Origin of the sequence: Skermanella mucosa (assembly GCF_016765655.2) — a bacterium.
GTDB lineage: Bacteria > Pseudomonadota > Alphaproteobacteria > Azospirillales > Azospirillaceae > Skermanella > Skermanella mucosa.
Genome location: NZ_CP086106.1, coordinates 478,464 through 503,587 on the forward strand (window position 1 = coordinate 478,464; position 25,124 = coordinate 503,587).

Annotated in this window: 23 protein-coding genes; 10 read left to right on the plus strand and 13 right to left on the minus strand. The window is 70.1% G+C overall.

Annotated elements, in window-relative coordinates; genetic code table 11:
• Positions 1-4: 4 nt before the first annotated feature.
• From deoC to JL100_RS02225, 5 genes are read right to left on the minus strand one after another with little or no spacing between them, the layout of a single operon-like run.
• Positions 5-769 (minus strand): deoxyribose-phosphate aldolase, encoded by a 765-nt coding sequence (gene deoC, locus JL100_RS02205; protein WP_228421033.1) that lies wholly within the window; start codon positions 767-769, stop codon positions 5-7.
• Positions 766-1,593 carry a purine-nucleoside phosphorylase gene (locus JL100_RS02210; RefSeq protein WP_202684437.1) on the minus strand — a complete coding sequence of 276 codons (828 nt, stop codon included), beginning with the start codon at positions 1,591-1,593 and terminating at the stop codon, positions 766-768. Before JL100_RS02210 ends, deoC begins: the two co-directional genes overlap by 4 nt.
• Positions 1,594-1,610: 17 nt before the next feature.
• Positions 1,611-2,021: a cytidine deaminase gene (cdd, locus tag JL100_RS02215; RefSeq protein ID WP_202684438.1), complete on the minus strand. Its 411-nt coding sequence runs from the start codon at positions 2,019-2,021 to the stop codon at positions 1,611-1,613.
• Positions 2,018-2,989, minus strand: coding sequence for an ABC transporter permease (locus tag JL100_RS02220; RefSeq protein WP_202684439.1), 972 nt, complete (start codon positions 2,987-2,989; stop codon positions 2,018-2,020). The genes cdd and JL100_RS02220 overlap by 4 nt, the downstream gene beginning before the upstream one ends.
• Positions 2,990-3,013: 24 nt before the next feature.
• Entirely contained in the window at positions 3,014-4,165 is a 1,152-nt protein-coding gene (locus JL100_RS02225) for an ABC transporter permease (protein WP_202684440.1), read from the minus strand.
• A gap of 171 nt (positions 4,166-4,336) precedes the next feature.
• Here JL100_RS02225 and JL100_RS02230 point away from each other — a divergent pair, with 171 nt between their 5' ends.
• Complete coding sequence (locus JL100_RS02230) at positions 4,337-5,122, plus strand: hypothetical protein (RefSeq protein ID WP_202684441.1); 786 nt, start codon at positions 4,337-4,339, stop codon at positions 5,120-5,122.
• 286 nt (positions 5,123-5,408) lie between these two features.
• Here the strand turns inward: JL100_RS02230 and JL100_RS02235 are convergent, their stop codons facing one another.
• Entirely contained in the window at positions 5,409-5,690 is a 282-nt protein-coding gene (locus tag JL100_RS02235; protein ID WP_202685820.1) for a hypothetical protein, read from the minus strand.
• 58 nt (positions 5,691-5,748) lie between these two features.
• On the opposite strand from JL100_RS02235, the gene JL100_RS02240 reads away from it, so the two are divergent.
• Positions 5,749-7,113, plus strand: a complete 1,365-nt coding sequence (locus JL100_RS02240) for an IS701 family transposase (RefSeq protein ID WP_228420846.1) — start codon at positions 5,749-5,751, stop codon at positions 7,111-7,113.
• A gap of 163 nt (positions 7,114-7,276) precedes the next feature.
• Here the strand turns inward: JL100_RS02240 and JL100_RS02245 are convergent, their stop codons facing one another.
• Together JL100_RS02245 and JL100_RS02250 are read right to left on the minus strand one after the other, a co-directional pair.
• A complete protein-coding gene (locus JL100_RS02245; RefSeq protein ID WP_202685841.1) occupies positions 7,277-8,479 on the minus strand; it encodes an IS256 family transposase in 1,203 nt (400 codons plus the stop codon).
• Between the two features lie 573 nt (positions 8,480-9,052).
• Positions 9,053-11,617 carry a tetratricopeptide repeat protein gene (locus JL100_RS02250; RefSeq protein ID WP_202685773.1) on the minus strand — a complete coding sequence of 855 codons (2,565 nt, stop codon included), beginning with the start codon at positions 11,615-11,617 and terminating at the stop codon, positions 9,053-9,055.
• 393 nt (positions 11,618-12,010) lie between these two features.
• Here JL100_RS02250 and JL100_RS02255 point away from each other — a divergent pair, with 393 nt between their 5' ends.
• Positions 12,011-12,238, plus strand: a complete 228-nt coding sequence (locus JL100_RS02255) for a hypothetical protein (protein ID WP_202685774.1) — start codon at positions 12,011-12,013, stop codon at positions 12,236-12,238.
• Between the two features lie 193 nt (positions 12,239-12,431).
• Here the strand turns inward: JL100_RS02255 and ltrA are convergent, their stop codons facing one another.
• The 4 genes from ltrA to JL100_RS02275 form a co-directional block, all read right to left on the minus strand.
• Positions 12,432-13,811 carry a group II intron reverse transcriptase/maturase gene (gene ltrA, locus JL100_RS02260; RefSeq protein WP_407696907.1) on the minus strand — a complete coding sequence of 460 codons (1,380 nt, stop codon included), beginning with the start codon at positions 13,809-13,811 and terminating at the stop codon, positions 12,432-12,434.
• A 551-nt stretch (positions 13,812-14,362) separates the two neighbouring features.
• Complete coding sequence (locus JL100_RS02265) at positions 14,363-14,665, minus strand: HigA family addiction module antitoxin (protein WP_202683779.1); 303 nt, start codon at positions 14,663-14,665, stop codon at positions 14,363-14,365.
• Between the two features lie 479 nt (positions 14,666-15,144).
• Positions 15,145-15,324 (minus strand): hypothetical protein, encoded by a 180-nt coding sequence (locus JL100_RS02270; RefSeq protein ID WP_202683778.1) that lies wholly within the window; start codon positions 15,322-15,324, stop codon positions 15,145-15,147.
• On the minus strand, positions 15,321-16,601 hold the full coding sequence (locus JL100_RS02275; RefSeq protein ID WP_202683777.1) for an adenylate/guanylate cyclase domain-containing protein: 1,281 nt from the start codon (positions 16,599-16,601) through the stop codon (positions 15,321-15,323). The genes JL100_RS02270 and JL100_RS02275 overlap by 4 nt, the downstream gene beginning before the upstream one ends.
• Positions 16,602-16,901: 300 nt before the next feature.
• On the opposite strand from JL100_RS02275, the gene JL100_RS02280 reads away from it, so the two are divergent.
• Genes JL100_RS02280 through JL100_RS36985 form a run of 7 tightly spaced genes read left to right on the plus strand, consistent with a single transcriptional unit; the run spans position 16,902 to position 23,383 of the window.
• Positions 16,902-17,372 carry a YHS domain-containing (seleno)protein gene (locus tag JL100_RS02280; protein ID WP_202683776.1) on the plus strand — a complete coding sequence of 157 codons (471 nt, stop codon included), beginning with the start codon at positions 16,902-16,904 and terminating at the stop codon, positions 17,370-17,372.
• A gap of 13 nt (positions 17,373-17,385) precedes the next feature.
• Complete coding sequence (locus JL100_RS02285) at positions 17,386-17,886, plus strand: hypothetical protein (protein WP_202683775.1); 501 nt, start codon at positions 17,386-17,388, stop codon at positions 17,884-17,886.
• 4 nt (positions 17,887-17,890) lie between these two features.
• Positions 17,891-19,144: a tetratricopeptide repeat protein gene (locus JL100_RS02290; RefSeq protein ID WP_202683774.1), complete on the plus strand. Its 1,254-nt coding sequence runs from the start codon at positions 17,891-17,893 to the stop codon at positions 19,142-19,144.
• The gene (locus JL100_RS02295) at positions 19,141-19,986 is read left to right on the plus strand and encodes an alpha/beta fold hydrolase (RefSeq protein ID WP_202683773.1); all 846 of its coding nucleotides are present in this window, start codon (positions 19,141-19,143) and stop codon (positions 19,984-19,986) included. The genes JL100_RS02290 and JL100_RS02295 overlap by 4 nt, the downstream gene beginning before the upstream one ends.
• A complete protein-coding gene (locus tag JL100_RS02300; protein ID WP_202683772.1) occupies positions 19,980-20,609 on the plus strand; it encodes a DedA family protein in 630 nt (209 codons plus the stop codon). The genes JL100_RS02295 and JL100_RS02300 overlap by 7 nt, the downstream gene beginning before the upstream one ends.
• A complete protein-coding gene (locus JL100_RS02305; protein WP_202683771.1) occupies positions 20,606-21,775 on the plus strand; it encodes a D-alanine--D-alanine ligase in 1,170 nt (389 codons plus the stop codon). The genes JL100_RS02300 and JL100_RS02305 overlap by 4 nt, the downstream gene beginning before the upstream one ends.
• A 39-nt stretch (positions 21,776-21,814) precedes the next feature.
• The gene (locus JL100_RS36985) at positions 21,815-23,383 is read left to right on the plus strand and encodes a methyl-accepting chemotaxis protein (protein WP_202683770.1); all 1,569 of its coding nucleotides are present in this window, start codon (positions 21,815-21,817) and stop codon (positions 23,381-23,383) included.
• 131 nt (positions 23,384-23,514) lie between these two features.
• On the opposite strand, the gene JL100_RS02315 is transcribed toward JL100_RS36985, so the two are convergent.
• Positions 23,515-25,110, minus strand: a complete 1,596-nt coding sequence (locus tag JL100_RS02315) for an ABC transporter ATP-binding protein (RefSeq protein WP_202683769.1) — start codon at positions 25,108-25,110, stop codon at positions 23,515-23,517.
• Positions 25,111-25,124 lie beyond the last annotated feature (14 nt).

A 25,124-nucleotide genomic window follows, 5' to 3' on the forward strand; every position in this document is an offset into this window, starting at 1 on the left:
ATCCCTAATAACCGCTGGAAGGCTTCTGCCCGGTCGCGCCGTGGCCCAGGTCGGCCAGCAGCGCGTCCAGCAGCCCGCTGGCGCCGAAGCGGAAAGTGGCCGGCGTGGCCCAGCCCGGCCCCATGACGGTATCCGCCAGATGCAGGTAGGAGGTGGCCCCGGCGGTGTCGCGGATGCCGCCCGCCGCCTTGAAACCTACCGGCCGCCCGCAGTCGCGGATGACAGCCAGCAGGATCGCCGCCGCTTCCAAGGTCGCCGCCGGCTGGAGCTTGCCGGTGGAGGTCTTCAGGAAGTCGGCCCCGGCTGCCACCGCGTCGCGGCCGGCCTGCTCGATCAGGCCGGCGTCGGCCAAGCCGCCGGTCTCCAGGATCACCTTCATGAGGATCCCGTCGCCGCAGGCTTCCCGGCAGGCGCGCAGCAGGTCGTGGGGAACCGTCCGCTCCCCCGCCATGAAGGCGCGCCAGGGCAGCACCACGTCGATCTCGTCCGCCCCGGCGGCGATCGCGGCGCGGGTATCCGCGGCGACCTCGGCGGCGGGGGCGTCGCCACCCGGGAAATTGACCACGGTGGCGATGGCGACGCCCTTGTTTTCCAGAAGCCGTTTCGCGACCGGAATGAACCGCGGATAGATGCAGACGGCGGCGACGCTGCCGGCTGGAGTCACCGCCCGCGCGCACAGCGCCGCGATCCGCTCATCGGTGTCGTCGTCGTTCAGGCTGGTCAGGTCCAGCAGGGGCAGTGCCCGTGCCGCCGCATCCACTGTCGTCACCGGTCCAATCCTTCCAGGAATCCAACCACCAGCCGCTCCAGGTCCGCCGCCGCCGAGGCGGCCGAGCGCAGGGTCTGGTCGTGGCTGACCTCGCCGTCTCCCAGGCCAACGCCCAGGTTGGTGATGACCGCGCAGCCCACGACCGTCAACCCGCAGTGGCGGGCGACGATGCAGTCCGGCACGGTGGACATGCCGACCGCGTCGGCGCCCAGGGCCTTCAGCATCCGGACCTCCGCCGGGGTCTCGAAGCAGGGGCCGAGCCAGGCCGCGTAGATCCCCTGGGCGAGGTCGATCCCCAGCCCCGCCGCCGTCGCGGCCAGATGCCCGGTCAGGGCGGGGTCCCAGGCGTCCTTCAGCCCGGGGAACCGGGGGCCGAATTCGTCGTCGTTGGGGCCGACCAGCGGGTTGGTGCCCTGCATGTTGATGTGGTCGGTGATCGCCATCAGCCGGCCAGGGCCGACCTCGGTCCGGAGCGACCCGGCGGCGCAGGTCAGGAACAGCGTCTCGCAGCCGGCCAGCTTCAGCGCCCGGATCGGCAGCCGGATCGCCGCAGGCCCCGCGCCCTCGTACAGGTGGACGCGCCCCTGCATGCAGGCGACATTCTGCCCGCCCAGGGTGCCCAGCACCAGCCGCCCGGCATGGCCGTGGACGCCGGGACGCGGGAAGCCGGGCAGGTCGGCGTAGGAGATCGCGACCGCATCCGCGATCCGGTCCGCCAGCCCGCCCAGGCCGGAGCCGAGCACGATGCCGACCCGGGGCGTGAACCCCGGCGCCCGTCCCGCGATGACGGCAGCGGCATCGTGGGGAGTGGCCGCCCCTTCCATGTCTCTCTCCCTATCCATCAGAAGCTCAGGTTCTCGGGGCCGAAGGACAGCGGCAGCAGTTCCTCCAGCGTCACCGTCCGGCGCAGCCCTTCCGGCCCGCAGACATGGATCTGGACGTCCGGCGCGCAGAATTCCCGCAGGCGCTGGCGGCAGCCGCCGCACGGGGTGCAGAGCATGCCGTCGCCGGGCGTGCCGCCCATCACCACCACCTCGACGATCCGCCGGTCGCCGCCCGCGACCATCATGCCGATGGCGCTGGCCTCGGCGCACTGGCCCTGCGGATAGGCCGCGTTCTCCACGTTGGCGGCGGCGTAGAGCCGGCCGCCGTCGGTGCGCAGGCAGGCGCCGACCGGGAAGTTGGAATAGGGCGCATAGGCCCGCCGCATCGCCTCGCGCGCCAGCGGGATCATGGTGTCGAGACTGCTCATCGTTCCTTCACGTAAGCTATGCCGCTGGCCTTCGGCGCCACCGCCTTGCCGACGAATCCCGCCAGCAGCAGCACGGTCAGCACATAGGGCAGCATCTGGATGAACTGCACCGGGATGATCCCGATCCCGGGGATGGCGACGCCCTGGAGCCGGATCTGGACCGCGTCGGCCAGCGCGAACAGCAGGCAGGCGAACAGCGTCGGGGCCGGCCGCCATTTGCCGAAGATCAGCGCCGCCAGCGCCAGATAACCCATCCCCGCGGTCATGTCGCGCACGAACCCCGCCCCCTGCGCGGTCGAGAGATAGGCGCCCGCCGCCCCGGTCAGCGCGCCGCAGATCACCAGCGCCTGGTAGCGCAGCCCAGCCACCGAGATCCCGGCGGTGTCCACCGCGCTGGGATTCTCGCCGACCGCCCTCAGCCGCAGCCCGAAGCGGGAGCGGTAGACCACCCAGGCCGCGGCCGGCACCGCCAGCGCCGCCGCATACACCAATATGTTATGCCCGCTGATCACCTCCCGGTAGAGGGGACCCAGCACCGGGACGGCACCGCCCAGCGTGTCGGCCAGGGGCAGGGCGATGGATTCGAACCGTTCCCCCGACTGGAGGATCGGCGTCTGGCCGCCCTGCTGGAACCAGGCGAAGGCGAGGGTGGGGGTCAGCCCGGCGACCAGGATATTGATCGCCATGCCGCTGACCACCTGGTTGCCATGGTGGGTGACCGTGGCATAGGCGTGGACCATGGACAGCAGGATGCCGGCGCCGATCGCAGCAAACAGCCCCAGCCACGGGCTCCCGGTGACGGAGGCCGCGGCGGCGGCCGCGAAGGCCCCGGCCAGCATCTTGCCTTCCAGCCCGATATCGACCACGCCGGAGCGTTCGGCGAACAGCCCGGCCAGGGCGGCCAGCACCAGCGGCGCCGCGGTCCGCACCGTGCCGTCCAGGACCGAGAGGAGGGTGAGGTAATCCATGGCTTGGCCTTGCCTCCCTCCGCCTCAGCCCGCCGCCGCCGGCCGGCGCGCGGTGCGCCGGAACAGCGCCTCGATCCGGGCCTTGAACAGGTTCTCCAGCGCGCCGGCGAACAGGATCACCAGCCCCTGGATCACCACCACCATCTCCCGGTTGATGGTGGGGAACTCGAACGCCAGCTCCGACCCGCCCTGGTACAGCGCGCCGAACAGCAGCGCCGCCAGCACGATCCCGACGGGGTGGTTGCGCCCCATCAGGGCCACCGCGATGCCGACGAACCCGACCCCGCCGGTGAAGCCCAGGATCAGCCGGTGATGCACGCCCAGCACCTCGTTCAGCCCGACGAAACCGGCCAGCGCGCCGGAGATCGCCATGGCCAGGATGATGTTGCGCGACGGCGAGATGCCGGCATAGACCGCCGCCCGCTCGTTCTGGCCGACGGTGCGGATCTCGTAGCCCCAGCGGGTGTGCCAGACGAACACCCAGACCAGCGCGCAGCAGGCCAGCGCCCAGACGAAGGACAGGTTCAGCGGCGAGTTGGGGATGTCGATGCCGACCCGGCCCAGCGCCTCGTGCAGGAAGGGCAGCCAGGTGGACTGGTCGAACTGCCGGCTTTCCGGCGATTGCTGGCCGGGGGCGATCAGCACGTCCACCAGCAGGTAGGTCATGACCGAGGCGGCGATGAAGTTGAACATGATCGTCGTGATGACGATGTGGCTGCCGCGCTTCGCCTGGAGATAGGCCGGTATGTAGGCCCAGGCGGCACCGCCCAAGGCACCCGCCACGATCGCCACGGCCGCTACCACCGGCCACGGCATCCCGCCGAACGCCAGCCCGACCAACCCGATCGCGAGCCCGCCGATATAGGCCTGCCCCTCGCCGCCGATGTTGAACAGCCCGCAATGGAATGCCACCGACACCGCCAGCCCGGTGAAGATGAAGTTGGTGGCGTAGTACAGCGTGAAGCCGATCGCCTCCGGATAGCCGAACGAGCCGTAGAGCAGCACTTCCATCGCGGACAGCGGGTTCTCGCCGATCGCCAGGATCACGAGGCTGGAGACCACCAGCGCCGCCGCGAGGTTGAGCACCGGCAGCAGGGCGTTGTTGACCCAGCCCGGCACCTCCCCCGGCTGCCCGAATCCCTTGCCGATGCCCGTCGCCGTCGTTCCGGATGCCATGCCGAGCGCCTGCCCCGATCGTTCCCGTTGCCCCCGAACTTGCCCGGTTAGACCGGGCGAGGCAAGCGGGTTGGGGCGGCGGAAAGGAGACGGTCTTGAAACGGTCATATCCTTGATGGGTAGTCCCTATGTATAGTTGAACCCTGCGGCCATCGTGGGAAAGGGAAAGGCATGCCAGCCGACACGCAGGGAATTCCGGAAGGGTTGATCCGCCCGGGCGGCGCGCCGCTCTATGCCCCGGACCTGTTCCGCCCGGCCTACCGCCCCGCCCGGGGCGAACGCTGGCGCCTCGACGTGGCGCCGCTCAGCCTGTGCCCCGGCTATTGGAGCGGCGTCCAGGTCGTGACCGACATGGCGGTGCTGACCCGCACCGAGGGCACCGGCGAGACCGCGGGCCTGCGCACCTGGATGTCGATGACCCCCATGGAGATCGAGAGCCAGGAGCTGGGCTGCCGCGCCGCCTTCGGCCACACGGTGGTGATGGGCCTGGGCATGGGCTGGGCCGCCGCCAACGCGGCGCTTCGCCCGGAGGTCGCGGCGGTGACCGTGGTCGAGTTCGACCCGGAGGTCATCGCCATGATCGAGGCGGTCGGCGTCTTCGCCCAGCTCCCGCCCGACGCCGCCGCCAAGGTCGCCGTCGTCAACGCCGACGCCCTGTCCTGGACGCCCGAAGCGCCGGCCGACACCCTGCTGGCCGACATCTGGTTGCCGCTCAACGGCGACGACCGGGTGGAGCAGGTCCGCCGCATGCGGGCCAACACCGGCGCCGCGAAGGTCTATTTCTGGGGCCAGGAAATGGTCATCGCCCGCCGCGCCCGCACCGCCGGCCTGCCCCTCGACACCGCCACGGTCGCCCGCATCGTCGCCGACCTGGACCTCCCCCTGATCGGCCCCGACCTCCCCGACTACCCCGACCGCATCGCCCGCGCGGCGGAGCGGTGGCTGAGCGAGGGGTAGGGGGCGCGGCCTACCCCCGGGGGGATGTACGCGAATGTCATCAAATGAGGCTACGGGGCGCGTGTCTCCGGTTTGGAGTGAACTCACTGCCTCGGTCGTGTAGGTGCTGGTCGCCAAACTGGCGCGGCGGGGGCTGGCGGACCGGATCTGGCGGGGGCTGATGTCAGCATTCGTCAGCATCCATGGGGGCGGAGCGCGGAAGAAACGCGACGGCGGCTCGCCCCCTCCCCCCGGGGAATGTACGCTAATGTCATCTCGACTTTGGCCATCCTAAATGGGACTTTGATCAGGCCCTGATCCAGAAGAAGGGTTCCTCGGCGATGAAGTCGAGGGCGTCATCAAGGGGCATGATGGCGCCGAAGGGACCGGCGGGTCCCCAGGCGTCGCGTCGCCACCAGAGGACCTCGACCTCGTCGTCCTCGCCGGTCGGGCACAGGCGGGCGACCGGCGCGCCGGTGCGGGTGCTGACCAGCGAGTAGCCGTGACCGGCGCGCCGGGCGCGGACGCCACCTTGCGGCCAGGGGTGGGCGTGGATGCGCTGGAGCACGGGGTCGGTCTTGGCGGCCATGGCGATCTCCGCGGGGCGGGACTGTTGGGTCCAACACTCCAACCGCCCGGAGGGGACCATGGACCGCCCTGACCCGCCGCTGCCCGAGGCGTTCTGCCGCTGGCTCGCCCCGGCGCTCGCTGTGTTCTCGCCGACCTGCCGGCCCCAGGCCGCCGCGCTGGCGGTCGGCGCCCTGCTGGCGCTTGGCCCGCGCACCGTGGCCGGCGCGCTACGCGCGCTCGGCCTGGCCGGACGGGCCGATTTCGCCACCTTCCACCGGGTGCTCAGCCGCGACGTGTGGTCCGGGCTGGCGCTGGCCCGGCGGCTCACCCGGGCGCTGGTGCGCGTGTTCGCCCCGCTCGGCCCGGTGGTGGTCGGGCTCGACCACACCCTGGAGCGCCGGCGCGGTCCCCGGGTCCGGCCGGCGGCACACTACTACGACCCGGTGCGCTCCTCGCGCGGGCGCAAGGTCACCAGCCGCGGCCTGCGCTGGGTCTCGGCCATGCTGCTGGCCGAGGTGCCGTTCGCCCGCAAGGTCTGGGCGCTGCCGATGCTCAGCGCGCTGGCGCCGAGCCAAGCCTTCTGCCAGGCCGAGGGCCGGCGATACCGGCCGGTCACGGCGTGGGCGCTCAGCCTGCTGCGCCTGGTGCGGCGCTGGCTGCCGGGGCGCGCCATGGTCGCGGTGATGGACGGCGAGTTCGCCTCGGTCGGCCTGCTGCGCGAGTTGGGCCGCGCAATGACCGTGGTGACCCGGCTCCGCCTGGACGCCCGGCTGTTCGACTTCCCGGCCCCGCGCCCGCCCGGCCGGGGCGGTCGGCCCGCCACCAAGGGCAAGGCCCAAACCAAGCTGGCCAAGCGGCGGCACGACGCGGGCGAGCCCTGGCAGCGCTTCGCCCTGCTGGTCCGCACCGGGCGTCGCCACGCGCGGGAGGCGGAGTTCATCTCCGGCACCGCGCTGTGGCACCACCCGGGGGAGCCGCCGGTCGCGGTCCGCTGGATCCTGGTGCGCTATCCCGGGTCCAAGCGCGACCCCGACGCGTTGGCGTGCACCGACTTGACGGCCGACCCGCTGGTCATCCTCGGCTGGTTCTCCAGGCGCTGGCTGATGGAACTCACCTATGAAGAGGCGCGCGCCCACCTCGGCGTCGAGACCCAGCGCCAGCACGCCGACAAGGCGGTGTTCCGCACCACCCCGGTGCTGTTCGGCCTGTACTCGCTGGTCGCGCTCCATGTCCAGGCCTTCGCCGGCCAACTCGACCTGACCCCGCGCCGGGCGGCCTGGTACCCCAAGACCGCCCCGACCTTCGCCGACGCCCTGGCTGCCGTACGCATCGCCCTGTGGACCGACCTGAATTTCGTCACAGCCCTGGATCCCGGCGAAACCGTCCAAATTCCTCGCACCGTCTACGTCAGGCTCGTCCAGGCCGCCGCTTATGCCCCCTGACCTATCAAAACCAATCCGAAGCCGCTCGTAGTCCCATTTAGGATGGCCAAAGTCGAGGTCATCAAGTGACATGGTGGGGCACGTGCTTCCGCTTCGCCGGACCAGCCTTGGATTGCGTCCGTCAAGCTGGTGTAAATTGGGAGGAGGCCATCAGCACCGTAGGTCAGGTCTTGGTCAGCGCGGCGAGGGCTGCTTCATCACTGGCGACCATGCCGGTCATGGTCTCAAGCGTCAGGTAACGATGTTGTAGTTGCCACTCGTCGTTTTGCTCGAGAAGTACAGCACCAACAAGCCTGCGAACACTGGCCTCGTTCGGGAAGATCCCGACGACATTGGTCCGGCGCTTTACTTCCTTGTTCAGGCGTTCGATCGGATTGGTCGAGTGCAATTTGCTACGATGGGGTTCAGGATAGTCCATGTAGGCGAGCACGTCGTGTTCGGCATCGTCAAGCAGGGCGGCGACCTTGGGAAAGCGTGGGCGGAGCTGATCGGCGACGTGGCGCCAGGCTTGTCCGGCAGTCTCGCGATCGGGCTGGACGAAGACCTGCCGGACAGCGGCCGAGACGACCGACTGCTGGCTTTTCGGCACATGGGCCAAGAGCGATCTCATGAAATGAACCCGGCACCTCTGCCAAGTGGCGCTCAGGACCTGGGTGATAGCCGCCTTGAGACCTTCGTGGGCGTCGGAGATCACCAGCTTCACGCCCTTCAGACCGCGACGGACCAGCCCCCGCAGAAACTCGATCCAGAAGGTGGCGGCTTCCGACTGGCCCAGGCCGAGCCCGAGGATCTCGCGGCGGCCGTCCTGGTTGACACCGGTGGCGATTATCGCCGCGATCGACACGATGCGGCCATTCTGGCGGACCTTGATGTAGGTCGCATCGAGCCAGAGGTAGGGCCACTCGCCGTCCAGCGGCCGCTCGAGGAAGGACAGCACGCGGGTGTCGATGTCCTGGCACAGGGCCGAGACCTGCGACTTGGAGATGCCGGTCATGCCCAGCGCCTGGACCAGGTCATCGACCTTGCGGGTGGACACGCCCTGGATCCACGCTTCCTGGATCACGGCCGTCAGCGCCTTCTCGGCGGTCTTGCGGGGCTCCAGGAAGGCCGGAAAGTAGGTGCCCTGGCGCAGCTTCGGGATCTTCAGGTCGAGCGTGCCGAGCCGGGTTTCCAGCTGACGATCCCGATGTCCGTTGCGGTATGTGGTGCGCTCGTCGGACCGCTCATGGCGCCCGGCGCCGATCAGGCCGTCGACCTCGAACTCCATCAGTCGCTGGAGCGTGTGAGCGGCGATGGCGCGCAGGAAGTCGCCATCGGTACTGGCCTGGATCTGGTCGAGCAGAAGTGTCATCGTATCCTTGGTCATCATGCCTCTCTCGGGGTCTGGTCTCGTGTCGCAACTCGACCTTACCTGAAGAGCGTGATGACCACCTCCACGTCGTTGCGGCCCCAGCGGCGGAGGGTTGAGGCGGCCCGGGCTCCGCTCTGCGAGCTCCACCCGGGCCGCCTCAACCCTTCAAGGGCCAATTTCCACCACTCCGTTGGACGTTACCCAGCCTTGGGCGCCTCCGGCGCGGTCCCGCCCGCGTTGGGGTTCATATTCACGATGCAAAGATCCGGCGCGAGGCGCCCCCAAATCATAGCGGGAACTGGTGAAGGAATGCTTTCCTGGGGCGAGCTCCGGCAGAAAGGTGCGAGCCGGGCCGTCGGGCGATTGGCGCTCAGCTGGTACGGACTGGCCGAGTAGCGGCATGGCATCTCGTAGGTCGGCTAAAGCGAAGCGGCAGCCGACAGCGACGCTCCGGCTTTGTCGGGTGCCGCTTCGCTTTACCCGACCTACGGTTGAAAAATCGGTAGCCGACCCCAGTATATCGGCTGGGGCGATCCTGCGGAACGCGAGTTCGGCGGCTCCCGTCGAAGATCCGCGCAGGGCGGCAGACTACGGCTTGGGCACGCCGAGATACTCAGCCCAGGCGATCAAGGCTTGCGAAAACTCCGGCGCGCGCCCGTATCTCCGCAGCGCGACCGGCAACGCCTCGGCCACCAGCGCCCGCGCTCTCTGGGCATCACCGAGATGCAGGAGCGTTGCGGCCAGATTGTTCATGCTGGTCAGGGTTTTGGGATGCTCGGCGCCCAGCACCCGGCGGAGCGCCAGCACCTGCTCGTGGAGCGCCCGGGCGCGGTCGTGGTCGCCCTGTACCCGGAGCGTTTCGGCCAGATTGTTCATACTGTCCAGGGTGTCGGGATGCTCGTAGCCTAGCACCCGGCGGCGAAGCGTCAGCACCTGCTCTTCGAGCGCCCGGGCGCCGCCGTAGTCGCCCTGTTCCCCAAGCGTTGCGGCGAGATTGTTCATGCTCATCAGGGTGTCGGGATGCTCGTCGCCCAGCACTCGGCGGCTGAGCGTCAGCACCTGCTCCTGGAGCGCCCGGGCGCCGCCGTGGTCGCCCTGTGCCCGGAGCGTTTCGGTTAGATTGCTCATGCTGGTCAGGGTTTCGGGATGCTCGGCACCCTGCACCCGTCGGCGGAGCGCCAGCACCTGCTCTTCGAGCGCTTGGGCGCCGCCGTGGTCGCCCTGTGCCCGGAGCGTTACTGCCAGATTGTTCATGTTGTTCAGGGTGTCGGAATGCTCGGTGCCCAGCAGACGTTTCATGGCATCGGAGGTTCGGCGGTAGTCCGCCTCCGCGTCGGCGTAAGCTCTCCGCTCATGATTGAACCGTCCAAGCCACGCCAGGAGCGTGGCTGTCGGGGCGTCCGGCAGGTCGGCGATCAGGGCGCGGGCGTGAGGGACCAGGGGCAGCAGGGCGGCATGGTTGCGGATGTCGTCGGCCTCCTCCATCGCCTCGGTCAGCGCCGCCACGGCGGCGTCGCGGAGTGCGGGCGGCGGCTCGCCCTTGTGGAAGCGCAGGGTGCGGCTGACCAGTACGTGGACCGACACGGCGTCGCCGATATCCTCCCCGTCGCCCGGGATGTGTTCGGCCAGGGCTTCCCGAGTGGCCGCCTTGACGGCGCGGGCGGCCTCGACCGAGCCGTCACCGCCGCTGGGTATCCCAGCAAAGGTATTATCTACTAGAGACATGCGGATCCGTGCACGAACCAGCAGGGCAGCGAGATGTAGCAAGCGAAAACCGGCCCTGACCCAGCCTTTACCACCGCCGGACAGCCGGGCGAAGACGCCTGCGATCAGGGACAGGGGGATCGGCGCTGGGCCCATCAGGGTAGCGAGGTGCAGCAGTCGCAGGCCGGCAGCGTCAAGCCGGTCGATGCTGGCCAGCAGGGTGGCAGCGATCTGCCGGACGTGGCCGGTTGGCAGGCTGTCGGCCATTTCCGCCGCCAACTCCGTTGCGTCTTCGGTGGGGTCGCGCAGCAGGTCGCGGAAGTCCGCGTAGCCCAGCATCTCGACGGCGGCGCCCGCCACATCGACCGCCAGGGCGTGGTTGCCGAGGAGCGCCAGGATTTCCCTTGCCGCTGCCTTTTCCGCGTCGGTGACCGGAAGCCTTCGCTTGGTCAGAAGCTCATGGGCTTCGGTGTCCGACAGCAGCCCCAGCCGGTGGACGAAGCCGGCCCCGCCCGCCCCGGTGCCGCGGGTGGTGACCAGGGTGGCGCCGTTGGCGGTCGGCGCGCTCCAGGCGTTCAGGTCGGCCGTGCCGGCGTCCGGCGGCAGGTCGTCCACGATCCACAGGTAGCTGTCCAGTTCAGCAAGCTTGACCTTCAGCGCGCCCTCGACCTCGTGCGGCCCCCGGCCGGCGACCGCGATGCCGAGGTTTCCGGCGAAGCCCTGCCGCTGCGTGCCCAGGTCCTGCCCCCGGGCGGCGTTGAGCCAGAAGATGCCGCCGGGATAGGCCGCGCCGAAGCGCCGGGCGTATTCCTCCGCCAGCAGGGTCTTGCCGATGCCGCCCATGCCCTGCACCTGGACCAGCCCGACGCTTTCACCGGCGATCAGCGCGATCCGGTTCTTCGACAGGCGCTCGTCGATCCGCCACATGTCGGGAAAGCGGCCGACGAACCGGCTGGACCCGGCGCGCGGGTTGCCGCCGTACCAGCGCGGGCCGCCGAGCGTCCGGATCTCGCCGAAGCTGCCGGTCAGCCCGTCCAGCAGGGCGGCGGCCCGGGCGGCCAGTTCCTCCGCCGGGATGCCGCGCGCATCGACGTATTTCTTCGCCAAGATGTCGGCCGGATGGAGGTGCCCGATGCCCGCCTCCGGGTTCAGCGCCAGGATGCGGCGCTCGACCGTCCGGTCGTCGGGGAACTCGTGCCGGGCGGCGATCAGGGCGGAGGTCAGCTCCCACTGGCAGGCGCGGCGCGTCGGGTATGTGGCCGAGTACCAAGCCACCAGCATCCGCGCGCGGCCGAGCCCCTCGACGATCCGCCGCACGATGGAGTCGCCGTCCGTGATCTCCGTCTCGTCATGGAAGACGCGGAGGTTCCGGGCCTTCAGCGCCGTGATGACCGGCAGCGCCGCGTCGCGGTCGGCGTGGGCGTAGCTGAAGAAGATATCGTATTCCATCGCCCGCCCCGCCGGGAACCGCCCGGCCGCGACGGCGCCCAAGCCTTGAAATCAACCGATGCGAGCATGATAGCAGCGATGGAGGCCGAACGAGAGCATTATTGCGCCAAACCGTTCCGAAACCTGCGTATGGTTTAACATCCGCACGAGTTCGGATCAGAATTCGCGCGCCACACCATCCGGACGTGGCGGCCGAGCCGAACAGCGGGAACTCCTAGGTCCGGCCTGACCATGAATGCCAGTTGTTGAAGGTATCACATCTATGGCTGCCCAGTTGATTAGCAAAAACGGAGTGCTCGCGCCCCGGTCATTGTTACCCCCGCCGCGGCGACCTCGTTCGTCGCGGCGGGGGGCTCCCTCAGTCGTCAGGCCGGTGGCGCGGGGGTAAGCATCATGTCACAATCAAGAAGGTACGAAGCCCGGTTCGACGCCGGGCCGGGGGATATGCGCGTGTTCGACGCCGACGGCGCGCCGCTGACCGACGACGATGCGGTCTACCTCGTCAACATGCTGGGCGAAGCGGTGGACGAGATGGACCGCCGAGGCTTCGACCCCAACACCGCCCGTTTCACCATCGACCGCCGGGCGCCGGCCGGGATAGCGGGAGGGGCGCAGGTGTAATCCAGGTTATTGCCACAGATAACGGCGATGGACAAAGATACGGCCTGGATCATCTGAGTATATCACCGTAATCTGTGGCTAAATTTCTTCCTCCCGGTCGAGCGTCGTCCAGGGCAGGGATCATTACTTAGCCACAGATGCACGCAGATGGACACAGATACTTATGAATGATCAATCGCGGTAGGGACGCCCGTTACCGGGCGCCCCCCGCACAGAACCGGACGTGCCCGATTAAGGCATCCGGCTCCCACCTTGGGTGTTTGACGCGGAAGCGGTTTCCGGGCCAGGGATGGATGATGCGCGGCCGTGGTAGCCAGCAGTCGGCAAGGCGCGTGAGTTTATCCCACGGTGTCTTGTCCTTCTGGCTGCGCCGACGCAGCGCCCTCATCCACAGGACGCCGACATGGTAGCGCAGGTTGGCAAGGGCCCGGTAGTTGGTCGGGACGGCGAAGTAGGCGTAGAAGCCGCGCATCACCTGTCCCAACCACCGGCCTTGCTCCGGGATGCCCTGGTGCCAGCGCCGCCGGAGTTCCTCCTTGATTTCCTTGAGCTTGGCCTGCTTGCGCTGGCGCCGGGTCTGGCGTCGCAGCAGGAAGCCGCCACGCCGGGACCGCCCACAGATGTGGGTGAAGCCCAGGAAGTCGAAGGTCTCCGGTTTGCCCGCGCCGCGCTTGGCCCGGTCGGCAGTTGCCTGCCGGCCGAACTCGATCAGGCGGGTCTTGTCGGCGTTCAGTTCCAGGGCGAACCGCGCCAGGCGCTCCCGCAGGTCCGCGAGGAACCGCTCGGCGTCCGACCGGTGCTCGAACCCGACGACGGTGTCGTCGGCGTAGCGCACCATGACCATGGTCCCGGTCGCGTGGCGATGGCGCCACTGCCGGGTCCACAGGTCGTAGACATAGTGGAGATAGACGTTGGCCAGCAGTGGCGATGCCACCGCCCCTTGCGGGCTGCCGGCCGTCGCCGGCTGCCGTTTCCCCGTCTCGTCCACCACGCCTACCGTCAGCCACTTGCGGATCAGCCGCAGGACGCGGGCATCGCCGATCCGGTGTTCCAGGAACCGCATGATCCACATGTGGTCGATGCTGTCGAAGAACGCCCGGATGTCCGCATCCAGGATCCAGTTCACCCGGCACTCGCCGATCGCCACCGCCAACGCGTCGAGCGCGTCGTGCTGCCCCCGTCCCGGCCGGAAGCCGTAGGAGAAGCCGAGGAAGTCTTCCTCGTAGATGGCGTTCAGCACCTCCACCAGCGCCCGCTGGACGATCTTGTCCTCCAGTGCCGCGATCCCGAGCGGCCGCATCCGGCCGTCCGGCTTGGGAATGAAATGCCGGCGTGACGGGTGCGCCCGGTAGCGGCCGGAATGCACGCGGTCCTTCAGGTCCGCCAGCCGTTCCTCCAGCCCCTCCGCGTACTCCCGCCACGTCATTCCGTCCACACCCGGAGCCGCGTCCCGCTTCAATGCCCGATAGGCAAAGCGCAGCAGGTCGGTATCCACGTGCGTCAGAAGGGTGGTGAACCGCTCCTCCTTTCGCTCCCGTGCCGCTTGACGTATGCGCTCCAGCCCCGAGAGCACGGGTGCCCGGTCCTGAGCCCGGCCCGTGTGCGGCGGAGACGCATTCCCCTCGGCCCCACCCCTTCCCTCCACCGGCTCCGCGTCCGCGTTCGCCGACTTCACAGGTACTATGGATGGGTCTGACCTCTTCGGCGCGTGCGTCACCGGCTACGGCTCCTCGCCTTCCCGGTGCGGACCAGACGGCCATCGGCCTCTGGTCACGCCGAAGATCTCCCGGTTCCCGCGCAAGGAGCGTCCGCACATGCCAGGGTCTCTGACCACGCCGGACCGCCGGGGTGCTCGCATGACGCACCCCGCCGTATCGCCTTCCAGGCACAGAACCCTGTCGGCATCCGGGATCGAGATTCTTACGCGGCTCAATGGCTGGCCTATGCGCTCCCCTGTCAACGCTTCGCCGACAGCCTCACGACCGCCGCCGCATGACTCGGGGCCGGTGTGGGGCGCTACTCCTTCACCGTACAGGACTTTCACCCGCTACTCCTTGCCGGTCTCCCGGCGCTCTCTGCGTGCATCTGTGGCCGATCTTTTTATCCTCGAAGCCTCTGCCGACGCTATGGCGCGCTGCGGGATTCTCCGATGTCCTTCCGGGAGGCGCTGAACTCCCGTTCCGCCTCCCTGGTATCGACGGCATTCTGCAGGTTGAGCCAAAGGTTCGGCGTGGTGTCGAGGCGGTGAGCCAATCTCACGGCTATGTTCGGAGTGACTCGCCGATGACCGTTGATGATTTCGCTCAAGTGCTTGCGGGAGACTTCCAGGTCTCTGGACAGTCCGGAGATCGTATAGCCGCGTTCATCCAGGAACAGGTCCTTGAGGATCGTCCCCGGTGAGGATGGCCGGCGCTGGCGTTTGATCATGACGGAGTCATGCTCCTTATCGGGTCAGGCTTCCGCCGGGTGCCGGCCGGGATAGCGGGAGGGGCGCAAACATAATCCAGGTTCTTGCCACAGATTACGGCGATGGACAAAGATATGAACCGGATCATCTGTCGGCTGTCCGGCACGGTGATTGCTGGGTGCTCACAGGGCTGAACGATAGGCAGAATCTCCCCCTTTTCGTCATACCCGGACTTGATCCGGGTATCTCCCCGCACGGCGGCGCTGATGGAGTCTGCAAGCGATGACCGGGTCAAGCCCGGTCATGACGATAAAAGGAAGAATGCTCTACCAGGAAAGCACCCTATGTTTGAGCGAGCAATCACCGTGCCGGACAGCCGTGGATCATCTGAGTGTATCGCCGTTATCTGTGGCCAATTTTCCTTGTTTCACTCCAACGCCGTCCAAGGCAGGCCCGAAGCGGCACCAGACGCATCGGCGCGGTTTGAACGGCGGGCCACTCAATATTTCGTAGCGCCAAGAACGGCTTGGAACACCTCCTCGCGGCGCTTCATTTCCTCTTCCGTCTCGCCGTCCACCGGAACGGCCACCGACTTGCGGATGTCGGCAGGCGCCACGACCTCAAGGGTTCCGCCGACCCGACACTCCGGCCCCTGGCCGCGCGAACACGTCCCCATCATCCCTCCGCACTCCCGACCAGCCGCCATACCGGCACCGCGCCGATGCCCTTCAGCTCCGCCGTGCCCAGCGGCTCCACCCGGAAGCGGTCGCCCAGCGCGTCGCGCGTGCTGGACGAGACGGCGATGGTGCCGGGGGAGGCCCGCGATTCCAGGCGGCTCGCCAGGTTGACCGTGTCGCCCCAGACGTCGTAGGCGAACTTGTGCGTGCCGATCACGCCGGCGACCACGGGGCCGGTGTTCAGGCCGACGCGCAGCCCCAGGCCGGGATGGTCGCGCAGGGTCTCCGCCATCGCCTCCATCATGCCCAGCGCCACCCGGGCCGCGGCGCCGGCATGGTCGGGCAGGCCGGCGGGGGCGCCGGCCACCGCCATGTAGCCATCACCGATCGTCTTCAGCTTCTCCACCCCGTGGGCCGCGCACAGCGCGTCGAAGCGGGAGAACAGGCCGCCCAGCACCTCCACCACCTCGGCTGCGTTGCGGTCGGACGCGAAGGCGGTGAATCCCGCGATGTCGGCGAACAGCACCGTCACGGCCTCCAGCCGGTCGGCGATCGGCCGCTCCCCGGCCTTCAGGCGGTCGGCGACGCTGGCCGGCAGCACGTTCAGCAGCAGCGCGTCGGACCGGGCCGCCTCGCGCGCCGCAGCACCCCGGGCGATCTCCGCCGACCAGTAGAGATAGACCACCAGCACGCCGACGCAGGCGGCCACGATCACCACGCCGGTCCGGACCTCCGCCAGGTTGGCGGCGGTGGCCGGGGCATAGGGCGGATGGCCCTGGTGGATCCAGACCTGCATGAAGACGATGACGCCGACGCACAGCGCGCAGGCGGCGGCCAGCGCCAGGCGCTCCGTGCGGGCGAACAGCAGCGCCGGGCCGGCGAACAGGCACATCGCGGCGAGCACGTCGATTCCCGTCCCCGGCCCCAGCATCACGGTCATGACCCCGACGACGCCGCAGCCGTAAAGCACCATCCCCATCCGCCCGGCCAGCATCCATCCCGCCCGCACGCACAGCAGCGAGCCGACGGCGAGCGCCAGCAGGGCGCCGGTGATCCAGGCGGCCAGCCGGTTGAAGGCGGCATATTCTTCGCCCGGCCACGGGAACGCGATGCTCTCCACCGCCATGAAGGCCGCCAGCACCGTGATGAGCCAGGCGAAGATGGTCGCGTTCCGCAGGGGACCGGGCGGCGCGGCCAGCCAGCGGCGCCGGGCCGGGGCCATGCCGGTCGCCAGGGGACCCGGGCCGGCCGGGATGTCCGGAGTCTGATGCGCGGTCACGAACGGATCACTCCCCGTCGGTTGATCGGAGTCGCGCGCCATCGGCGACATTCCCACCGATCATACAGCTTTCCGCCAGGCGGGCCAGGGCCGGCGGAGAGGACCGACTGGTTTGTTTCATTTCAAACAAACCAAGGGTTCCCGCCTTTTCCGGCCGGCGGTAATAGAATAATCACGATGTTGTGAACAACATCACGCCTTTGGTGAGCGGATGTGAATTATAAAGGACGCCGAATCAGAACATTGTGGTGTGGATACGGACGCGGTCCGGAAGTCCCCACCACTTGGCAGGGTTTCACGATGTCTCGAAGCGCAGTACGCCCGCTGATCGTCGCTTTGGCCGCCCTGGCGGCGGTCGGCTCGTTCTCACCGCCCGCCCTGGCGAAGGAGCCGGCGATCTATACAGGGTTCTTCAGCAGCGTCGCGGTCGGCGGTTACGACCCCGTGGCCTATTTCACCCAGGGGAAGCCGGTCGAGGGCAGCAAGGAATTCTCGACCCGCTGGATGGACGCGGAATGGCGCTTCGCCAGCGCCGCCAATCGCGACCTCTTCATCGCCTCGCCCGAGAAATACGCGCCGCAGTACGGCGGGTACTGCGCCTGGGCGATCGCCCAGAACAAGACCGCGTCGGGCGATCCGAAGCTGTGGAAGGTGGTCGACGGCAAGCTGTACCTGAACTACGACCAGGACGTCCAGGAGCGGTGGGAGAAGGACATCCCGGGCTTCATCGCCAGCGCCGACCGCAACTGGCCCGCGGTCCTGGGCAAGTGAGGGGAGACCGTCGATGACCGATCGCAGACGCCGGTTCCTCGTCGGAGCCCTGTCCCTCTACATCGCCTTCGTCTTCGTGCAGTCGCTGTTCTTCAAGTTCACCGACAGTCCCGAGACGCAGCATATCTTCGGCACGCTGGACGCCTGGGCCGCCGGGTTCGGCTTCGCCGGGCTGTTCGCCCCGACCGGCCCGTTCAGCCAGTACGTGGTCGGCTCGGCCGAGCTGGTCGCCTCGGCGCTCCTGATCGCCGGGCTGGTCACCGGCCGGGTGCTGCTCCAGGGGGCGGGAGCCCTGCTGGCCCTCGGCGTCATCAGCGGCGCCATCTTCTTCCACCTGTTCACGCCCCTGGGCGTCCAGGTGGTGAACACCGACGGCAGCCTGGACGGCGGCGAGCTGTTCGCCCTGGCCTGCGGCGTCTGGATCGCGTCCGCCGCCATCCTGGCGCTGCGCCGCGCCGACTTGGCAGCGCTCCTGCCGTTCGGGCGGTCCGGCGCCCGCCTGGGAAGGAGCTGACGGAATGCCGATCCGGCGCGACCGCCACGGGCTGGCCGTGACGACGGAGTTTCCCGCCACGGTCGAGGCGATCGACCGCTTCACCGGGGAAGTCCTGAGCCACGGCCGCGACGCCGGCCTGCTGCTGGCCGCCGCCGAGGCCGATCCCGGCTGCGCCCTGCTCCAGGCCTATGCCGGGGCGCTGTACCTGTTCCTCCAGACCTCGGAGGGCACGGCCAAGGCGGCGCCGTTCCTGGCGCGCGCCCGCGCCCTGGTTCGCGGCGCGTCCGAGCGGGAGCGGCTGATGGTGGCGGCCCTCGACGCCTGGGGCTCGGGCGCCGCCGACCGGGCGCTCCACCTGCACCGGCGGATCGCCCTGGACTGGCCGCACGACCTGCTGAACCTGAAGCTGGCCCAGATCCACCAGCTCAACCGGGGCGACCGGGCGGGGATGCGGGAACTGGCGGAGGCCGCCCTGCCGCATGTCTGGCGGATCAGCTACGCCTGGGGTCTGCTGGCCTTCGCGATGGAGCAGGCCGGGGCGCTCGACGCCGCCGAGGACGCGGGCCGCCGCGCGGTCGCGATGAACCCGGACGATCCCTGGGCTCAGCACGCCGTGGCCCACGTGCTGGAGGCGCGCGGCGATCCCAGCGCGGGGCTGGCGTTCCTGGAGCCGCTGTCGGCCACCTGGGAGCGCTGCTCCAGCTTCATGTATACCCACAACTGGTGGCACACCGCCCTGTTCCGCCTGGACATGGACGAGGGGGCGGCGGCGCTGGCCCTGTTCGACGGCCGGGTATGGGGCGTGCGCAAGACCTATGTCCAGGACCAGGTCAACGCCGTGTCCCTGCTGTCGCGCCTGGAGCTGCGCGGCATCGACGTGGGCGGCCGGTGGTCCGACGTGGCGGACCATGTCCGCCCGCGGGTCGGCGACCGGCAGAACGGTTTCCTGGACCTGCATTACCTCTATGCCCTGGCTCGGGCGGGCGAGGGGGAGGCGGTCGCTTGCCTGCTGGCGGGGATTGAGGCGTTCGCCCGGTCCGGGCCGGCACCCTGCCGCCCGGTCTGGGGGGAAGTGGCGCTGCCCGCCGCCCGCGCCCTGGAGGCCCACGCCGGCGGACGGTTCGCCGAAGCCGCCGCGACCCTGGGGCCGCTGCTGCCGAGGCTTCACCTGCTGGGCGGCAGCACCGCGCAGCAGACCTGGTTCACCCGCCTGCATCAGGATGCCCGGATGCGCGCCGCCGGCGACAAGCTGGCCCGGACGGGCGCCTGCGCATGAGATGCAGGTCGCTGTTCCGCGCCGCCGGCCTGATCGCCGTCGCCTTCGGCCTGGCCGGGTGCGGCGTTCCCGGGCCGGCGACGCCGGCGACGGCCATGGAACCCCTGCGCCGCAGCCTGTCCCTCGACGGTCTTGCGGAGGGCGGGCCGCCGGTGACGGTCAGCTATCTGACGGCGGGCGACCCCTCGGGGGCCCGGCTGATCCTGGTCCACGGCACGCCGGGCGCCGCTGACGGCTGGGCCGATTTCCTGGCCGATCCGCCGCCGGGGGTCGAGGTGGTGGCGCTGGACCGGCCGGGCTTCGGGGACAGCGGTCCGGAAGGCGCCGTCACCGGCCTGGACGAGCAGGCCGACGCCGTCGCGGCGCTGCTGCCGGACGACGGCAGGCCGGCGATCCTGCTCGGCCACTCCCTGGGCGGGCCGATCGTGGCCCTGGCCGCGGCGCGCCATCCGGAGCGGGTGCGGGCCTTGATCCTGCTGGCCGCCTCCCTCGATCCCGCCCTGGAGCGGATCCATCCCATGCAGCATGTGGGCGCCTGGGCGCCCGTGCGGGCCGTCCTGCCGCGCCCGATCCGCAACGCCAACGCCGAGCTGTTCGCCCTGAAGCCGGAGCTGGAGGCGCTGCGCCCCGAATTGGCCCTGGTCCGCTGCCCGGTGCTGATCGTCCACGGCACCGACGACGATCTGGTGCCCTTCTCCAACGTCGCCTATGCCGAGACGCACCTGACCGGCGCCTGCCGGGTCGAGACCGTGGTCCTGGACGGCGCCGACCATTTCCTGCCGTGGAACGCCGCACCGACCGTTCGGGCGGCGATCGCCCGGGCGGAGGGCATGGAATGCTGACGAGCCTGGAGACCACCCTCGGGGCGCTGATCGCCGCGTCGGCCGATCCCTGGGTCATCCTGCCGGCGCTGGTCCTGATCACCTTCCTGCTGGAGGACGTGGCGATCGCGGCCGGCGTGGCCCTGGCGCTCGACGGCACCATCGGCTGGCCCGCCGCCTTCCTGGCGGTGGCCGGCGGCATCGCGCTCGGCGACCTGGGCCTGTACGGCACGGGTCGGCTGGCGCTGCGGGTGCCGGCGCTGCGCCGGCGGCTGGAGGATGACCGGGTCGATCGGGCGCGCGCCGCGCTCGACGGGCGGCTGGGCGTCGCCGTCGTGGTCGCCCGCGTGGTGCCGGGCCTGCGGCTCGCGACATACACCGCCGCCGGGCTGCTCGGTGTCTCCTTTCCCCGGTTCGCCGCCCTGGTCGTCGCGGCGGTCGCGGTCTGGACCGCGGGGCTGTTCTGGCTGGCGACCGCGCTGGGACAGGCGCTGGGCGAGCTGCTGGAACGCACCTTCGGCATCGGACCCACGGCCGCCGTCGTCCTGGCGCTTGTGCCCCTCGTCCTCCTCGCCCTGCTGCTGCCGCGCCTGCTGCGCGGACCGTCCGCGGCCAAACCCGTCGAACCCGGGGTGTCCCCATGACCATGCTCGCCGAACCGCCGTCCGCCCTTCCCGTGCCGGCTCCCGAACCGAGCGATCGGACCTGGCCGGTGCCGCATGCCGGGATGCCGCCCCTGGACACCGACGGGGACCCGCTGAGCGCCTTCGAGTTCTGGTCGATGCGCCGATTCTACTGGCCGATCGCGCTTTATGCCCTGTGGCTGATGGTGCGCTATCGGGGCGTCACGCTGCCGACCGCGGCGAACCCGTCCTTCCCCGGCGGCGGCCTGGTCGGCGAGTCGAAGTCGGCCATCCTGGACCTCGCCTGCGCGGCGGCGCCCGACCATGTCGCCCCCTTCGTCGCGGTCGACCGGCCAAGTCATCCCGACGATGTGATCGGCGAGGCGCTGGCGGCGGAGGCGGCCATGACCGCGGCGGGGCTTCGCTTCCCCGTGGTCGCCAAGCCGGACCTGGGGTGCCGGGGCGCGGGGGTTCGGCTGGTCCGCGATCCCGGGGAGCTGGCGGCCTACCTGGAGGGGTTCCCGGCCGGGGCGCGGCTGGTCCTCCAGCGCCACGTGGCGTACGAGGCGGAGGCCGGCGTCTTCTATGTCCGCGAACCGGGGGGAGAGGGCGGCCGGATCGTGTCGCTGACGCTGAAATACTTCCCCTATGTCCACGGCGACGGACGCTCGACCCTGCGGGAGCTGATCCTGGCCGACCCGCGGGCCGGGCGGGTGCCGCACCTCTACCTGCCGCGCCACGCCGCCCGGCTGGACTGGATGCCCCAGGCGGGGGAGCCGGTCCGGCTCGCCTTCGCCGGAAGCCACAGCCGGGGCAGCATCTTCCGCGACGGGACGCATCTGGTCACCCCGGCCATGACCGAACGGTTCGACGCCATCGCCCGCGCCATCCCGGAATTCTGGTTCGGCCGGTTCGACGTGCGGTTCGCGGATATCGCGCGGCTCCAGGCCGGCGAGGATTTCACCATCCTGGAGGTCAACGGCGCCGGGGCGGAGATGACCCATGTCTGGGACCGCTCCAAGACGCTTCGGCAGGCGCGGCGCGACCTGATGGAGCAGTACCGCCTGCTGTTCGCCATCGGCAGGGCGAACCGGGACCGCGGGCACCGGGGCCAGAGCCTCGGCGAGTTCTGGCGGGCCTGGCGGCGCGAGAAGGCGCTGACGCCGCACTATCCGCCGACCCTGTGATTCCTTGATTTCCACACCGCCCGATCGGAGCCGCCGCGCATGAGTTTCGCCGCCATCTTCTCAAGCCCGCTGGCCCGCAAGGTGGCCGCCGGGGTCCTGGCCGCCCTGGTGGCGGTGCAGCTCCTGCTGCTGCTGGTCTTCTATTTCGGCCAGCGCTCGGTGTTCCTCGGCACCATCGCGGAGGAGGGGACCGGCTTCGTCCGGGCGGTGGAGCGGCTGCTGCCCGACGCGGCGGACGCGGCCGCGGCCAAGGCATCGGCGGAACGGGTGATCCGCAATACCCGGGTGACCGGGCTGATCCTGGTGCGGCCGGACGGGACCGAGCTCGCGCGGGCCGGCGAGACCCCGGCGCTGTCCTACGGCACGGCCGCGCGGGACCTGCTGAACGCGGAGGAGACCCGGTACGACATCGTGCTCACTCCCGCCGACCTGGGCGGGAGGCTGGGCGCCGTCGCCCGGCTGACCACCGACGGCGGCGACGCCTTCGTCCAGGGCAACGTGCTGCGCCGGTTCCTGTCCGACATGGGCGTCGCCCTGGTCGGCGCGCTGGCCACCCTGGTGGTGCTGTCGAGCCTGGTGCTGGCCCCGCTGTCGCGCATCCGGCGGGCGCTCCAGGCCGGGACCGACGACCTGCCGGCCGAGCGGCGCGACGATATCGGCGACGTCGCCCGCGCGCTGGCGGCGTCGCGCGCCCAGGCCGACGAGGTCGAGCGGCTGCGCGCCGAGCGGCAGCGGGCCGAACACGACGCCGAGCAGGACCGGCGCGCCCGGCTGGGCCGCCTCGCCGACGAGGTGGAGGGCGGCGTCCGCGAGGTGCTGGCCCGGCTGGAAGCGGATTCCGCCCGGCTTGCCGAGGTGTCCGGCGTGATGGTCGGCGCCTCGCGGGAGACCGGCGAGCGCGCCGGCGCCGTCCGCACCGCGTCGGAGGACGCCGCCGCCAATGTCGAGACCGTCGCCGCCGCAGCGGAGGAGCTGACCGTCGCGATCCACGAGATCGCCCGGCAGGTGGTGACCAGCTCTGAGATCGCCAAGCACGCCAACGCGGAGGCGAAGCGGACGGACGAAACGGTGCGCGGCCTGCAGGAGGCGGCCTCGCGGATCGGCGAGGTGGTCCGGCTGATCCAGGAGATCGCCGAGCAGACCAACCTGCTGGCGCTCAACGCCACCATCGAGGCGGCCCGGGCGGGGGAGGCCGGCAAGGGCTTCGCGGTGGTCGCCGGCGAGGTCAAGAACCTGGCCGGCCAGACCGCCCGCGCCACCGAGGACATCGCCGCCCAGGTCGCCGGCATCCGCGCCGCCAGCGAGGCGGCGGCCGGCGCTATCGGCGGGATAGCCCTGACGGTGACCCGGATCGACCAGATCTCCGCCGGCATCGCCGCCTCGGTCGAGGAGCAGGGCGCCGCCACCGCCGAGATCGCCCGCAACGTCGCCCAGGCCGCCTCGTCCACCCGCGGCGTCACTGGTGACGCCCTCGGCATGGCCGAGGCCGCCGGCGAGACCAGCCGCGCCGCCGGCGACGTGCGGGTGGTCGGCGAGCGGCTGGCGGGCGGCACGTCCGAGCTGCGGGCGGCGGTGTCGCGGCTGGTCCGGCAGATCCGGGAGGGGTGATTCAGGCTTTTTGCCACAGATTACGGCGATGGACTAAGATGCGGACCGGGTCATCTGAGGATATCGCCGTCATCCGTGGCCGATTTCATTGATTCCATTCCGGCTTCGAACAAGGCAGGTCGGGCAACGCTCTACTCCGCCGCCGCCTCGGTGATCCCGGCCATCATCAGGCCCAGCCGGCGCTCGGTCGCCTGGCCGGCGGGGATCTCGCCGACCAGGTGGCCGTCGAACATCACCAGGATGCGGTCGCTCAGCGCCAGGATCTCGTCCAGCTCGACCGAGACCAGAAGGATCGCCTTGCCGGCGTCGCGCAGCTCGACCAGCCGCCGGTGGATGAACTCGATCGCGCCGATATCGACGCCGCGGGTCGGCTGGCCGACCAGGAGAACGTCGGGGTTCCGCTCGATCTCGCGGGCCAGCACGATCTTCTGCTGGTTGCCGCCGGAGAAGTTGGCCGCGCGCAGGTGCGGCAGGGGCGGGCGCACGTCGTAGCTCTTCATCCCGGCTTGGCACCGGCTCAGCATGGCGCCCCGGTCCATCAGGACGCGGCCGTTGTATCGGGGGTCGTCATGGTAGCCCAGCACCGCGCATTCCGCGGCCGAGAACGACGTCACCAGCCCGACCTTCTGGCGGTCCTCCGGCACGTGGGCGACGCCGGCGCGGCGCAGGCCGCGGGCGTTGAACATCGCCTTGTCGCTGATCTTCTCGCCGTGCAGCCGGATCGACCCCTCGGATATGGGGTGGATGCCGGCCAGCGCTTCCAGCAGCTCCGACTGGCCGTTGCCCGAGACGCCGGCGATGCCGACGATCTCGCCGGCGCGGACCGACAGGCTGACGCCCTTGACCCGGGCGACGCCGCCGCGGTCCACCACCGTCAGGCCGCGCACATCGAGCACGACCGGGCCGGGCTCCGCCAGCTTCTTGTCGACCCGGAGGAGCACCTTGCGGCCGACCATCAGCTCGGCCAGCTGGTCGCGGCTTGTCTCCGCCGTGCTGACGTTGGCGACCACCTCGCCCCGGCGCATCACGGTGACCGCGTCGGTCAGGTCCATGATCTCGCGCAGCTTGTGGGTGATGATGATGATCGTCTTGCCCTGGTCGCGCAGCGCGCGGAGGATGCGGAACAGATGGTCCGCCTCCTGCGGGGTCAGCACGCCGGTCGGCTCGTCCAGGATCAGCAGGTCGGCGCCGCGGTACAGCGCCTTCAGGATCTCCACCCGCTGCTGGAGCCCGACGGGAAGGTCGCCGACCACGGCGTCCACGTCCACCTCCAGCGCGTATTCCCGCTCCAGCCGCTCAAGCTCCTCGCGGGCGCGGGCCAGGCCGGGAGCCAGGGTGGCCCCGCCCTCGGCGCCGAGCAGCACGTTCTCCACCACGGTGAAGGTGTCGACCAGCATGAAGTGCTGGTGGACCATGCCGATGCCGGCCGCGATGGCGTCCTTCGGGGTGCGGATGTCGGCCGGCTGGCCGTTGACCAGCACGGTGCCGCCGTCGGCGCGCAGGTAACCGTAGACGATGCTCATGATCGTCGATTTGCCGGCGCCGTTTTCCCCGATCACGCCGTGGATGCTGCCCCGGCGGACGGTCAGGGAGACGTTCCGGTTGGCGTGGTTGGCGCCGAACCACTTGTCGATGCCGACCAGTTCCAGGGCCGGCGGCCCATGATCGGAGGGCGGGCCGCCGAACCCGCCACGCACGATGGTGTCCCCGGCCCGGTTTCCGGTCATGCCGCTCGCCCCCG